Source organism: Roseateles sp. GW821-FHT03B02 (assembly GCF_059421025.1).
Map to the genome: position 1 here is coordinate 432,195 of NZ_JBWKUV010000001.1, position 12,191 is coordinate 444,385.

General features: G+C 70.0%; 11 protein-coding genes. 3 read left to right on the top strand and 8 right to left on the bottom strand.

Going from position 1 to position 12,191, the window contains the following annotated elements; genetic code table 11:
* Positions 1-32: 32 nt before the first annotated feature.
* Positions 33-347, bottom strand: coding sequence for a hypothetical protein (locus AC07VX_RS01945; RefSeq protein ID WP_493163412.1), 315 nt, complete (start codon positions 345-347; stop codon positions 33-35).
* 50 nt (positions 348-397) lie between these two features.
* On the opposite strand from AC07VX_RS01945, the gene AC07VX_RS01950 reads away from it, so the two are divergent.
* Both AC07VX_RS01950 and AC07VX_RS01955 read left to right on the top strand, forming a co-directional pair.
* Complete coding sequence (locus AC07VX_RS01950; RefSeq protein ID WP_493163411.1) at positions 398-1,591, top strand: M20 aminoacylase family protein; 1,194 nt, start codon at positions 398-400, stop codon at positions 1,589-1,591.
* Positions 1,588-2,139, top strand: a complete 552-nt coding sequence (locus AC07VX_RS01955; protein ID WP_493163410.1) for a DUF1415 domain-containing protein — start codon at positions 1,588-1,590, stop codon at positions 2,137-2,139. The genes AC07VX_RS01950 and AC07VX_RS01955 overlap by 4 nt, the downstream gene beginning before the upstream one ends.
* Here the strand turns inward: AC07VX_RS01955 and AC07VX_RS01960 are convergent.
* Entirely contained in the window at positions 2,129-2,479 is a 351-nt protein-coding gene (locus AC07VX_RS01960) for a hypothetical protein (protein ID WP_493163409.1), read from the bottom strand. The genes AC07VX_RS01955 and AC07VX_RS01960 overlap by 11 nt on opposite strands.
* A 159-nt stretch (positions 2,480-2,638) precedes the next feature.
* Between AC07VX_RS01960 and AC07VX_RS01965 the strand changes: the two genes are divergently transcribed.
* The gene (locus AC07VX_RS01965) at positions 2,639-3,328 is read left to right on the top strand and encodes a response regulator transcription factor (protein WP_493163408.1); all 690 of its coding nucleotides are present in this window, start codon (positions 2,639-2,641) and stop codon (positions 3,326-3,328) included.
* 7 nt (positions 3,329-3,335) lie between these two features.
* On the opposite strand, the gene AC07VX_RS01970 is transcribed toward AC07VX_RS01965, so the two are convergent.
* The 6 genes from AC07VX_RS01970 to AC07VX_RS01995 all read right to left on the bottom strand — a co-directional run bounded on the left by AC07VX_RS01970 (position 3,336) and on the right by AC07VX_RS01995 (position 12,127).
* Positions 3,336-5,048 carry a sensor domain-containing diguanylate cyclase gene (locus tag AC07VX_RS01970; RefSeq protein WP_493163407.1) on the bottom strand — a complete coding sequence of 571 codons (1,713 nt, stop codon included), beginning with the start codon at positions 5,046-5,048 and terminating at the stop codon, positions 3,336-3,338.
* The gene (locus AC07VX_RS01975; RefSeq protein WP_493163406.1) at positions 5,045-5,671 is read right to left on the bottom strand and encodes a Crp/Fnr family transcriptional regulator; all 627 of its coding nucleotides are present in this window, start codon (positions 5,669-5,671) and stop codon (positions 5,045-5,047) included. Before AC07VX_RS01975 ends, AC07VX_RS01970 begins: the two co-directional genes overlap by 4 nt.
* Positions 5,668-7,497, bottom strand: a complete 1,830-nt coding sequence (locus AC07VX_RS01980) for a patatin-like phospholipase family protein (RefSeq protein WP_493163405.1) — start codon at positions 7,495-7,497, stop codon at positions 5,668-5,670. Before AC07VX_RS01980 ends, AC07VX_RS01975 begins: the two co-directional genes overlap by 4 nt.
* Positions 7,497-8,537 carry an adenylate/guanylate cyclase domain-containing protein gene (locus AC07VX_RS01985; RefSeq protein ID WP_493163404.1) on the bottom strand — a complete coding sequence of 347 codons (1,041 nt, stop codon included), beginning with the start codon at positions 8,535-8,537 and terminating at the stop codon, positions 7,497-7,499. Before AC07VX_RS01985 ends, AC07VX_RS01980 begins: the two co-directional genes overlap by 1 nt.
* Positions 8,530-8,871: an Hpt domain-containing protein gene (locus AC07VX_RS01990; RefSeq protein ID WP_493163403.1), complete on the bottom strand. Its 342-nt coding sequence runs from the start codon at positions 8,869-8,871 to the stop codon at positions 8,530-8,532. The genes AC07VX_RS01985 and AC07VX_RS01990 overlap by 8 nt, the downstream gene beginning before the upstream one ends.
* A gap of 61 nt (positions 8,872-8,932) precedes the next feature.
* Positions 8,933-12,127 carry a GAF domain-containing hybrid sensor histidine kinase/response regulator gene (locus AC07VX_RS01995; protein WP_493163402.1) on the bottom strand — a complete coding sequence of 1,065 codons (3,195 nt, stop codon included), beginning with the start codon at positions 12,125-12,127 and terminating at the stop codon, positions 8,933-8,935.
* Positions 12,128-12,191: the final 64 nt, after the last annotated feature.

Genomic DNA, 12,191 nt, shown 5'->3' on the forward strand with positions numbered 1-12,191 from the left:
GCGCCGGCTCCGGGCGCGGGAAGGCTTGGAGTTCAGGCGAAAGCAGGGGGCGCCCGGGCGGGCGGCAGGCTCAAGGCTACGGCGCGCGGCGGGCCGCCACGGGCCAGCAGCGGCACGGCATGGGCGGCCACGCCCACCGCCAGAGCCACGGGCTCGGCGGTCGGGGCGCCCGCGCCAAGATCGGCGGCGGTCAGGCAGAGGTCGCAGTGAACCAGGTGGGCGATGCCGTCGTTCTGGCGCTCGCCGCTGACATGCGACAGCGCGTGCACCCCGGCGATCGCTTGCGCGACGGGGAGCAGCAGGGCCAGCCAGAGCAGCCAGTTTCGGGACCAACGACGGAGGTTCACGGGCGAAATCCTAAACTCAACGTATTAACCGAGCCTGAAGTCACCCTCTCATGAAGCTCATCGACACCATCCTGGCCGACGCGGCCGAGATCACGGCCATCCGCCGCGACCTGCACAAGCACCCCGAACTCTGCTTCCACGAGGCACGCACCGCGGACGTCATCGCCAAGGCGCTGACCGACTGGGGCATCCCCGTCCACCGCGGCCTTGGCAAGACCGGCGTGGTGGGCATCGTCAGGAACGGCGACTCCTCCCGCGCCGTGGGCCTGCGCGCCGACATCGACGCGCTGCCGATGACCGAGCGCAACCAGTTCCCCCACGCCAGCAGCTACCTCGGCCGCATGCACGCCTGCGGCCACGACGGCCACACCGCCATGCTGCTGGCCGCGGCCAAGCACCTGGCCACGCACCGCAACTTCGACGGCACGGTCTACCTCGTCTTCCAGCCCGCCGAGGAAGGCGGCGGCGGCGCGCGCGAGATGATCAAGGACGGCCTGTTCGAGAAGTTCCCGATGGAGGCCATGTTCGGCGCGCACAACTGGCCAGGCATGAAGGCCGGCCAGTTCGCGCTGAAGACCGGCCCGGTGTTCGCGTCCAGCAACGAGTTCAAGATCACCCTCAAGGGCAAGGGCTCGCACGCGGCCATGCCGCATCTCGGCATCGACCCGGTGCCGGCGGCCTGCCAGCTCGTCACGGCCTTCCAGACCATCGTCAGCCGCAATAAGCGGCCCATCGATCCTGGCGTCATCTCCGTGACGATGATCCATGCCGGCGAGGCCACCAACGTCGTGCCCGACTCGGTCGTCATGGAAGGCACGGTGCGCACCTTCACGCTGGAGCTGCTGGACCTGTTCGAGCAGCGCATGAAGGCCATGACCGAACAACTGGCCGGCGCCTTCGAGCTGCAGGCCGAGTTCGAGTTCCGCCGCAACTACCCGCCCACCATCAACCACCCCGCCGAGACCGAGTTCACGCGCCGCGTGCTGACCGACATGGTGGGCGCCGAGAACGTGCAGGAGTTCGAGCCGACGATGGGCGCCGAGGACTTCAGCTACTACCTGCTGGACAAGCCCGGCTGCTACTTCCTCATCGGCAACGGCGACGGCGAGCACCGCACCGGCGGCCATGGGCTGGGGCCCTGCACGCTGCACAACCCCAGCTACGACTTCAACGACGACCTCATTCCGCTCGGCGGCTCCATGTGGGTCCGCATGGCCGAACAGTGGCTGAACACACCGCGATGAACCACGAACAAGTCATCAACGACACCCGCGACTGGGTCGTCAAGGCCGTCATCGGGCTGAACCTCTGCCCGTTCGCGAAGGCGGTCCACGTCAACGAGCGCATCCGCTACGTCGTCAGCGATGCGACCGAGCCCGAGGCGCTGCTGAAGGACCTGGCGCATGAGTTGCTCGCGCTGAACCGCGCCAACCCCGAAGAAGTGGACACGACGCTGGTGATCCACCCGGGCGTCCTCACCGACTTCCTCGACTTCAACGACTTCCTCGACGCCGCCGACGCGCTGGTGGAGGAACTCAAGCTCGACGGCATCCTGCAGATCGCCGACTTCCACCCCGACTATCAGTTCGAGGGCAGCGGCCCGGAAGACATCGCCAACTACAGCAACCGTTCGCCCTACCCCACGCTGCACCTGCTGCGCGAGGACAGCATCGCCCGCGCCGTCGAGTCCATGCCCGACACCGCCGCGATCTACGAGAACAACCTCGACACGCTGGCCCGGCTGGGCCACGAGGGCTGGGCCGCGCTCGGGCTGAAGAAATCTACTCCTTGACCCAGGACAGGCCGCCGCCTTTCCTGGGCGCGTGCGCCCGCGTGCGCAGCACCGCATCGAAACCGCTCCGGCCGCCATTCCAGATCGCCGTCAGCAGGCTGACGACATCCTCGCGCGTGTAGGCATCGAGGTCGCTGCGGAACTGCTTGACCGCGGCCGCCAGCATGTCGCGCGGCAATTCCTGATGGGTGGCGAGCACGACCAGCATCGCCGCGTGGAGATCCGGCCAGGCCGTGCACAGCGCCTGGATGCGCTTGAGCGCCTCCGGCGGCGCGGCGCGGTGGCCAGGCAGCAGCCAGCCCAGCGGGTCGAGGCCATCGTCGCGGGGGACTTCGTCCATCGCCTGTCTCCTGTGTTTTACAGATTTCACACGGCGCCGGGCCGTTGTCAATCATTTATGGCCCGAAGACTGCGTAAATCGGCACGTTCCAGGCGATTGAATGCATGCTGACGCCTCCGTCATGCGGCAAACTCCGCGGTTGCCTTCGAGCCCACCGCCATGCAGCCCAAGAACCTCGCCCTGATCGACGACGACGCGGAGTACTCAGAATTCCTGGCCCAGTTCCTTCAGGAGCAGGGCATTGCGGTTAGCCGCTTCGACGACAGCAATGCGCTGCTGGCAGCGCCCGAGGCCTTCTCGTTCGACTTCTACCTCGTCGACCTGATGCTGCCCGGCGTCAACGGCGTCGAGCTCATCAAGATCCTGCGCCGCCGCACCGATGCCGGCGTCGTCGTGGTGTCGGGGCGCCTGGGGCCCGAGGTCTTCCGCGAGGTCATCACGGCCGGCGCCGACATGTACCTCGTCAAGCCGGTGCAGTTCGAACAGGTGGCGCTGGCCATCGCCGCCGTGCAGCGCCGTGTCGCCAAGCCCTCGGCGGCGGATGCCGTCTGGAAGCTGGACCGCGCCAGTGGCGAGCTCGTCGTGCCGGACGGTACGCGCATCCAGCTCAGCGAGGCCGACCGCCAGTTGCTCGAATGCTTTGCACAGGCGGGCGGCGAGCCGGTCACGCGCGAGGCCCTGCTGAACAAGCTCGGCCGCGAAGTCAACGAGGGCGAGGCCGACGATGGCCTCTCGGCCACCATCTACCGGCTGCGCCGCCGCATCGAGCGGGCCACGCCCACGCTGGTGCCTCTGCAGAGCAAGTCGCGCGTCGGCTACGTCTTCCGCGCGCCGCTGCAGCTGATCTGAGGCCTGCTCAGGCGACCGCGTCGGCCGCCTTCAGCACGACGGCATTGCGCCCGCCCCGCTTGGCTTCGTAGAGGGCAGCGTCGGCGCGGTCGATCAGCGGCCGCACGTCGGCATCTTCCGGCGAGGCCAGGCTGACGCCGATGCTCACCGTCAGCTTGCCGACCTCGGGGAAGACCGTGGCCTCGACGACGGTGCGGACCTTCTCCGCCGTCATGACGGCTTCCAGCGGGCCGGCCAGCTCGGGCAGCAGCACGGCGAACTCCTCGCCACCGAAGCGCGCTGCCACATCGCTGACGCGCACGGTCGCCTGCAGCAGCTGGGCGAGATGGCGCAGCACCGCGTCACCGGCCGGGTGGCCATAGGCGTCGTTGACGTGCTTGAAATGGTCCACGTCGATCAGCAGCAGGCCGTGCACGCGGCCATTCTGGCGGCCGTAGCGGCGGTCCAGCGCCTGCGCCTCGGCCAGGCGGGCATCCAGACTGCGGCGGTTGTGCAGCCCGGTCAGCGGGTCGCGCGTGGCCAGGTGTTCCAGCGCCGCGTTGGCTGCCTGCAACTCGGCCGTGCGCTCCTGGACCTGGAGTTCCAGCGTCGCATTGCTCTTCTGCAGCGCCTGCTCGGTGTTGAGCAGGGATTGCGCCATCGACCGCATGGCGTCGCTGAGCCGGGCCAGCTCGAAGCTGGCGGGCTTGGCAGGGAATTCCGGCAGGCGGCGCTCGGCCTCGACCCGCTCGGCGATGCCCGCGAGCTGCTCGACCGGCCGGCTGACGCGCCGCGCCAGCATCAGGGCCGCCAGCGTCAACACCCCCGCGGCCAGCACACCCAGCAGCACCAGCTCGCGGCGCAGGTCGCTGACCGGCCGCATGGCCAGCTCCATGGGCTGACGGGCAACGATGCGCCAGCCGAGTTCGGCATTCGTGCGCGCCTGCAGCGGCGCCTCGCTGGTCAGGTACTCCTTGCCATCGCCGAAACGCAACGGCCCCTCGAAACGGCCGTTGGCCAGGGCCTTGGGTAACACGGGCTGGCCGCCGGCCTGGGCCACCTTCAAGTCCTCTGGGTAGAGCACTCGGCCCTGGCGGTCGAGGATGAGCGCCTCGATGCCACCGCCTGGGCTGTGGCGGCGCGTGGAGCCTTCGACCAGGCCGGTGATCCAGCGCCAGTGCGCATGCGCGCCAATGACGCCGCGCAGCCTTCCGTCGGCGTCGTGGATGGGCGCGGCAAAGTCGATGAAACGCGTCGGTTCGCCACTGGGCTGGGCCGGTAGCAGGGTGGCCAGCAGCTTGGCCTCGTGCACATCGCCCACGTAGACACGCTCGCGCGCCGCGATGAACCAGTCGCGCTGGGCAACCGAGCGGCCGTTCAGCATGCCCCCGGTGGCCTGCAGGACCTTGCCATCGGGGTCGGCAATGCCCACCCAGGCGAACTCGTCGTGCAGGGCGGCCCGGCGGTCCAGGGAGCTGCGCACCTTCTCGGAGTCCAGGGCCCCCTCCACCAGATGCGGCGCCATGCTGAGCAGCTCGATCTCGCGCTCGCGGTCACGCAGCTGCGACGCCAGCAGCTCGGCCGCGGACTGGGCCGTGGCCCGCACGGCCGTCCGCTGGGCCTCGTAGAGCTCGTCGGTGGCGACGCTACCGAGGTAGCCGCCGACCAGCGCCAGGATGGCCAGGGACAGTCCGCCCAGCACCAGGCTGAGCTGGCTGCGCAGGCTCAGCAGGCCCTTCATGCGGCCGTGGGTGCAGCCGCGGGGCGGTGGCGCTGCACGTCGCGCATCAGTCGCGCCACGATGAGGCGCATGACGTGGAAACCGAGCTTGGGATTCTGGTAGTAGAGCAGGGCCATTTCTTCGGCGGTCAGGCTGTAGACGACGCAGTCGCCCAGTGCCTCCAGGGTGAGCGTGCGGCGATTGTCGGGCGCGAACAGGCCGATCTCGCCGACAAGGCTGCCGGGCTGCAGCAGCTCGTCGTACTCGGCCAGGCGCAGCGTACCGGCTTCGAGGTAGAGCATCTCCGTCGCCGCGTCGCCCTGGCGCCACAAGGTCGTGCCGGCCGTCACGGTGCGCCGGTGCATGTGCGGCAGCAGCCAGTCCGACACCGGCGTGTCAGCGCGCGCGTTCTCGATGGCCTTGACGAGTTTCCTGATCTGCAGCGTCTTCTTGATGTTGATCGGGATCAGCGCACCGTAGAGCAGCAGGGTCGGCAGGGCCTGCTTCAAGGCGCCGTAGGCGACGAGGAAGCAGCAGGCCGTCAGCGCCGCGATGCGCAGCGGCAGCATGCTCTTCATCAGATAGCTGGCGAGCATCAGCACGGCGCCGATCAAGCCGAGGACGGTGGCTAAGGTGTCGGTCATGGGTTCAACAGAGCTTGGACATCGGGGCGGGCCAGCACCTCGCGGGCATGGGCATGGCCTTGCTCGACGATGGCGTCGAAGCGCTGCCAGGCCAGCAGGCCGACGCGCTCCAGCGGAGGGTTGAAGTAGACATCACAGGCGGCCTGCGCGGCGCGGCGGCGCGAGCTGCTGTAGAGGATGGTCACGTTGAGCAGATAGGCCGACAGCGCCGGCAGCCGGTAGCGCCGCCGGCCGCGCGGGCGCAGGCGGTCGCGCAGCAGCGCCCAGGGGCCGGGCACCTCTTCGAAGTCCAGCTTGCGGGCCTTGTGCAGGCTCAGGTCGGCGCCGATGACCAGGCCCACGCCACGGCGCACGCGCATCACGTCGACGGGGAAGTTGTTGAAGCTGCCGCCGTCGCAGAGCAGGTCGCCGTCGACGATGACGGGCGGCAGCGCGCCGGGGATGGCCGTGCTGGCGCGCAGCGCGCGCTCCAGCCGGCCGCGGGTCAGCAGGGCCTCGCCGGCCTGCGAGTAGTTGGTGGCGACGCAGTAGAAAGGCTTCCACAGGTCCTCGATGCCGGCATCGGCGCCGACCAAGGCTCCCAGCGCCCGGCTGAGGATGGCGCGCAGCCGCCGACCCCGGATCAGCGAGATCAGCGGCAGCAGGTTGAAGTCGCCCGTCGGGTTGACCTTGAAGGCCTCGCGGGCCACGGCCATGACGCGCTCCAGCGGCTGGTCGGTGGCCGCGAGGGCCGCCATCACCGAACCCATGCTGGTGCCGCCCACGCAGTCCACCTCCACGCCCTGCTGCCGCAGGGCCTGCAGCAGCCCCAGGTGCGAGAATCCGCGCGCGCCGCCGCCGGCCAGCACCAGGCCCACTGCACGGCGCGCCTGCAGCCGCGCCAGCCGCGCCAAGTCGCGCGCCAGCGCCGGCCGCACGTGGAAGTGGTCAGCCACCGGCCGGCGCGCCAGCCAGGCCGCCGTGCCACGCGGCGCCGGCGTGTCAGCGGCATGCAGCAGCACGAGGATCTCCGCCGCCTCGGTGCGCGGCGGCCGCTCCACCAGGCATTGCCGCTCGCTGGCATGCACGGCCGGCGCGGCGGCGGCATCGGCCAGCAGCAGCACCTCGTCGGCATGACGGCAGCAACGCTGCGTCCAGGGCGTCGGCGCGTCATCGGCCAGCAGCAGCACGAAGTCGTGGGCTGACTCGACCTCGTCCAGCCACAGCGATACCTGCCGGTAGCGCTCGCCGTCATCGGCCGTGCTGCCGATGGCGGCGTCCACGGCGGTCGAGTCGATAACGCGCACACGGCCGAAGCGTCCCAGTTCGGCCGCGAGGCCCTGGGCCAGCCCGGCGGCATCGACGCCCGCGGTGATGGGCAGCAGCGCCTGCACGACCGGCGCGGCAAAGGGTGCGGGCGCATGCTCGGTCTGCAGCCGGTGCACGATCTGGCGCGTAAGCGCAACGCCCACGCGCGGCTGCTGCTCGATGAGGCGCAGGAACTGGGCCTTGTCCAGCCGCACCAGCACCGAGTCGCGGATGGCCACGACGGTGGCCGAGCGCGGCGCGGCGGTGTACAGGCTCATCTCGCCGATGACCTGGCCCCGGCCCATCTCGCGCACCATGCGCGGGGGCTCGCCGTCCTGGCTCACGTAGGCGCGCAGCCGGCCGCTGACGGAGAGATACATCGAGTCGCCCGCCTCGCCCTGCTGCATCAGGGTCTGGCCGCCGGCCACCTCCACCCAGGTGAGCTGCTCGCGCAGCAGGGCCAGCGTCGCGCCATCGAGTTCGCCGAAGGCCTGGGCGAGCAGGTCGCCGAGCAGGCGGTCGTGGTAGCCCTCGGTCATCACATCACCAGCGCGAACACGTCCACCGCGCTCGTCTTGCCCTTGAACTGCACCGGCCCGAGCGGCTCGCTGGGCAGCGCATCGGCCAGTTGCTCGCGCGTGGCGGCGTCGAAAAGCACGGCATGCCCGGTCACCTTGGTGTGGGCCTCCAGGCGGGCGGCGATGTTGACCGTGTCGCCGATGCAGGTGTAGGTGGCGCGCTGGCGCGTGCCGGTGTAGCCGGCCACGACGTCGCCGCTGGCTACGCCCACGCCGATGCGGATCTCGGGTCGGCCGGCGGCGCGCTGCTCCTGGCTGAACTGGGCCACCATTTCGATCATCTCCGCCGCCGCCAGCACGGCGCACTGGCCGGCCGCCTCCAGCGCCTGGGGCGCTCCGAAGACGGCCATCAGGCCGTCGCCGATCATCTGGTTGACGACACCTCCATGGCCGTTGATGGCCGAGAACATCAGCGTGTAGTAGGTGTTCAGCAGCTCGATGATGTCCTCGGGCGGCTGCGACTCCACCAATGTCGTGAAGCCGCGGATGTCGCAGAACATCACCGTCGCCTGCACCTTGCGGCCGCCCAGGGCGAAGCCCTCCGTCTCTAGATCCTCGGCCACCTCGCGGGTCGCGAAGCGGCGCACCAGCTCGCGCTGCTGGTCCCGCAGGCGCTTGCGCTCCAGGCTGGCGTTGATGCGCGCCTTCAGCAGCACGAGGTTGACGGGCTTGTGCAGATAGTCCTCGGCGCCCAGCTCGATGCAGCGCACGACGCTGTCCATGCCCTCGACGGCCGAGGTCACGATGACCGGCAGCTCGCGCAGCTCGGCGCTGGCGCGCAGCCTCTCCAGCAGCTCGATGCCGTCCATGCCCGGCATGTGGATGTCCATCAGCAGCAGGTCGAACGTGTCCTGCTGCACCCGCTCCAGCGCCGCCAGGCCGTCCTCGACGGCGTCCACCTGATGGCCCAGCAGCTCGACGTGGCGGGCCAGCAGCAGGCGGTTGACGCGGTTGTCCTCCACCAGCAGGATGCGCGCGCGCTTGGCTCTGCGGTCACGCATGGCGGCGCTCCTTCAGCTCGGCAGCAACGGCGTCGAACAGCGCGGCGAGCGCGGCCACGCGGGGCGCGGCCGTCTCGCCCAGCTCCTCCAGCGGCGCTTGCTCCAGCGCGCGCGCCGCCTCGGCGAAGGCGGTGGCACCGAAGGTCACGCCGTTGCTCTTCAGCGAATGGGCCTCGCGCCGAAAGGCCACCGCGTCGCCGGCCGCGACGGCCGCGCCCAGCGCTGCCAGGCCCTGCGGGGCGTCCTCCAGGAAGGAGTCGATCAGCTCGGGCATGAAGTCAGCACCGGCGCTGTCCACGAGCGCGGCAAACAGCTCTTCGTCGATCACTGCCATGGTTCCTCCTTGTCGCCGCGGCTCGCGCAGCGGCGCCATGCAACCGGGTCGATGCCCGCCATCATGACCTCGCCACCGTCTCTTGCAAAACCCGCACCAGCGCCTCGACGCGGATGGGCTTGGTCACGTAGTCGTCCATGCCTGCGGACAGGCAGGCCTCGCGGTCGCCCTGCATCGCGTTGGCTGTCATCGCCACGATGCGCGGGCGGTCCGCGCCCCAGCGCTGCACGATGCGCCGGCTCGCCTGCAGGCCATCCATCTCGGGCATCTGCACGTCCATCAGGATGAGGTCGTAGGTCTGTCGCCCCACGGCTTCCAGCGCCTCGACGCCGTTGGCCGCCACGTCCGCACGGTAGCCCATCTGCAGCAGCAGGCGCAGCGCCAGTTTCTGGTTCACGACGTTGTCCTCGGCAAGCAGGATGCGCAGCGGGTGGCGCTCGGCCAGGCCGGGGTCCACGCGCGGCGTGGCCGGCGCCTCTTGCGCGGCGACCGCCTTGCCGGCCAGCAGGGCCATCAGCGTGTCGTGCAGCTGGCTCTGGCGTAGCGGCTTGTGCAGGTAGGCCGCGAAGGCATCGGCGCCGTCGCCGACTTCCTTGCGGCCGAGCGAGCTGAACAGCACGCGCGGCAGCGCAGGCGCCACCGACTCCATGCACCGGGCCAGCTCGACGCCGTCCATGCCCGGCATGTGCATGTCCAGGATGGCGAGGTCGAAGCGCTCGCCGGCCTGCAGCCACTGCAGGGCCTGCCCGGGCGACTCGGTATCGCGCGGCACCAGCCCCCACTTGGCCAGCTGCAGGGCCAGCACGCGGCGGTTGGTGGCGTTGTCGTCCACGACGAGCACGTGGCGGCCCTTGAGCGCGGCCTGCGGGCCGAAGAACTCGCGCCGGGCCACGGTCTGGGGCTCGGCCGGCGGCGCCACTATGGTGAAGTGGAAGCTGGCGCCCTGCCCCGGCCCGGCGCTCTCGGCCCACATGCGGCCACCCATCAGCTCGGCCAGCAGGCGCGAGATGGCCAGGCCCAGACCGGTGCCGCCGTATTTGCGGGTGGTGCTGGCGTCGGCCTGGCTGAACTTCTGGAACAGCTTGGCCAGGCCCGCCTCGCTCAGGCCGATGCCGGTGTCACGCACCGTGAAGCCGATCTCGAAGGCCTCGCCCCGTGGCTGTGCGGCGATCGTCAGCACCACCTCGCCGGTTTCGGTGAACTTGACGGCGTTGGACAACAGGTTGAGCAGGATCTGGCGCAGTCGCGTCAGGTCGCCGCTGACCGAGGTCGGCACCTCGCCCTCGAAGAGATAGGCCAGGTCCAGGTGCTTTTCCGCGGCACGCGGCGCGACCAGGTCCAGCGCCGACTCGACACAGTCGCGCAGGTCGAAGGGCTGGGCCTCGATGTCCATGCGCCCAGCCTCGATCTTCGAGAAGTCCAGGATGTCGTTGATGATGGTCAGCAGGGCGTCGCCGCTGTCGCGGATGGTGGCGGCGTAGTCGGACTGGTCAGCGTCCAGCCGGGTGTCCAGCAGCAGGCCGCTCATGCCGATGATGGCGTTCATCGGCGTGCGGATCTCGTGGCTCATCGTCGCCAGGAAGGCGCTCTTGGCCGCATTGGCAGCCTCGGCCGCGGCGCGGGCGGCCTGGGCCTCGCGGAACAGGCGCGCGTTCTGGATCGCCACCACGGCCTGATCGGCAAAGGTCTTCAGCAGCGCGATTTCCTTGTCGCTGAAGGCCTTGGGCGGAAAGCGCGAGACGTTCAGGGCCCCGATGCCCTGGCCGCTCCAGATCAGCGGCGCATAGACGCCCGAATAGTTGCCGAAGAGCTCGGTGCTGCGTCGCAGGCCTTGAGGCACGCCCGGACCGTCGCGCACGTCGGGAAAGTGCAGCACCTGGGCCTTGTGCATGCAGTAGCCGTAGATCGAGTCCTGTGGCGCGCGCGGGTGGGCCGCCTGCACCGCCTGCACGGCGGAGCGCGCGCGCTCGTCGGTCTGCACGAAGGCGTCGGGATGCTGCAGCAGGTGCACCAGGCCGTCTTCGCCCAGCAGGCCAAGCGACACATAGGTGCTTTCGAACAGGTGTCCGCAGCTGCGCATGATCTTGTCGAACACCGGCGTGGCGTCGGCCATGGAGCCGCTGATGACCTGCAGCACCTCGGCGGTGGCGGTCTGGCGCTCCAGCGCCTCCTTGGTGTCGTTGAACAGCCGCGCGTTCTGGATCGCGATGACGGCCTGGTCGGCAAAGGTCTCCAGCAGGCTGCATTCCTTCGCACTGAAGGGGCGCGGCGGCATGCGCACCAGATGGATGGTGCCCAGCGCCCGGTCCTTCCACAGCAGCGGCGCGATCAGCATCGAGAAGTTGCCGACCTCCTGCGTGATGACGCGCATGCTTTGCGGCACGCCGGGGCCGTTGGCCAGGTCCGGGTAGTGCACCACGCGGCGCTTGCGGATGGGATAGGCCTGGTAGGACTGCTCCAGCGGTCGCGGGAAGCCGCGGTTCAGCGTCTGCCAGGCTTGCTCGGCCTGGGCCTCGGTCGTGTGCGGCGCCTTCTCGAGCCGGACGTGGCTGACCTGCCCGTCGTCGCCCAGCAGCGAGATGACCACCTGATCGCTCAGGAACAGTGCCTGGCAGGCATGACCGATGGCATTGAAGACGGGCGCCGTGTCCGACACCGAGTTGCTGATCACGTTCAGCACCTCGGCCGTGGCGGTCTGCTGCTCGAGCGCCTCGCGGGTCTCGTTGAACAGCCGGGCGTTGCACAGCGCGATGCTCATGCTGGCCGCCAGCGTGTCGAGCAGGCGCAACCGGGCCTCGTCAAAGCCATGCTCGCGCTCGAAGTCCTGCACGACGATGGCACCCAGCATGCCGTCGCCGCCAGGAATGGGCACCATCGCGAAGGCCAGCGGCTGCGCCGTGCCGGGCTCGGCCTGGCTGCCGTCGGCCATGATCTCGGCCAGCGTGTTCATCACCACGGGCCGGCCGTTGCGCATCATGCGCTCCCCGGGGCCGCCGGGGCGCGGCGGCACGCGGCGCGACGGCATGCGCTGACCGCGCTCGAAGGCATAAGCCCAGTGCGCCAGCCCGGTCTCCGGCTCGTAGATGACGATGGCCAGGTCGTCGCTGTGCAGCAGCTCGCGCAGCCGGTCACCGACCAGCTCGACGATGCGATCGAAGTCCAGCCGTCCGGCGACCCCGCGCTGCACGGTGTTAATGAGCTCCAGTTCGGCATCGCGCCGGGCCAGCTCGCGACGCAGCTGCTGCAGTTCGCTCATCGCCGCCCTCGACGCCTTGCGTACCGCCGCACCCGGCAAGAGCCCCGCCCTGCGGGCGGCCGGC

What these genes read in the sequence shown, in the direction of transcription:
- AC07VX_RS01950 (WP_493163411.1), top strand. Translation starts at nt 398, where the DNA reads ATGAAGCTCATCGACACCATCCTGGCCGACGCGGCCGAGATCACGGCC.
- AC07VX_RS01955 (WP_493163410.1), top strand. Translation starts at nt 1,588, where the DNA reads ATGAACCACGAACAAGTCATCAACGACACCCGCGACTGGGTCGTCAAG.
- AC07VX_RS01960 (WP_493163409.1), bottom strand. Translation starts at nt 2,479, where the DNA reads ATGGACGAAGTCCCCCGCGACGATGGCCTCGACCCGCTGGGCTGGCTG.
- AC07VX_RS01965 (WP_493163408.1), top strand. Translation starts at nt 2,639, where the DNA reads ATGCAGCCCAAGAACCTCGCCCTGATCGACGACGACGCGGAGTACTCA.
- AC07VX_RS01970 (WP_493163407.1), bottom strand. Translation starts at nt 5,048, where the DNA reads ATGAAGGGCCTGCTGAGCCTGCGCAGCCAGCTCAGCCTGGTGCTGGGC.
- AC07VX_RS01975 (WP_493163406.1), bottom strand. Translation starts at nt 5,671, where the DNA reads ATGACCGACACCTTAGCCACCGTCCTCGGCTTGATCGGCGCCGTGCTG.
- AC07VX_RS01980 (WP_493163405.1), bottom strand. Translation starts at nt 7,497, where the DNA reads ATGACCGAGGGCTACCACGACCGCCTGCTCGGCGACCTGCTCGCCCAG.
- AC07VX_RS01985 (WP_493163404.1), bottom strand. Translation starts at nt 8,537, where the DNA reads ATGCGTGACCGCAGAGCCAAGCGCGCGCGCATCCTGCTGGTGGAGGAC.
- AC07VX_RS01990 (WP_493163403.1), bottom strand. Translation starts at nt 8,871, where the DNA reads ATGGCAGTGATCGACGAAGAGCTGTTTGCCGCGCTCGTGGACAGCGCC.
- AC07VX_RS01995 (WP_493163402.1), bottom strand. Translation starts at nt 12,127, where the DNA reads ATGAGCGAACTGCAGCAGCTGCGTCGCGAGCTGGCCCGGCGCGATGCC.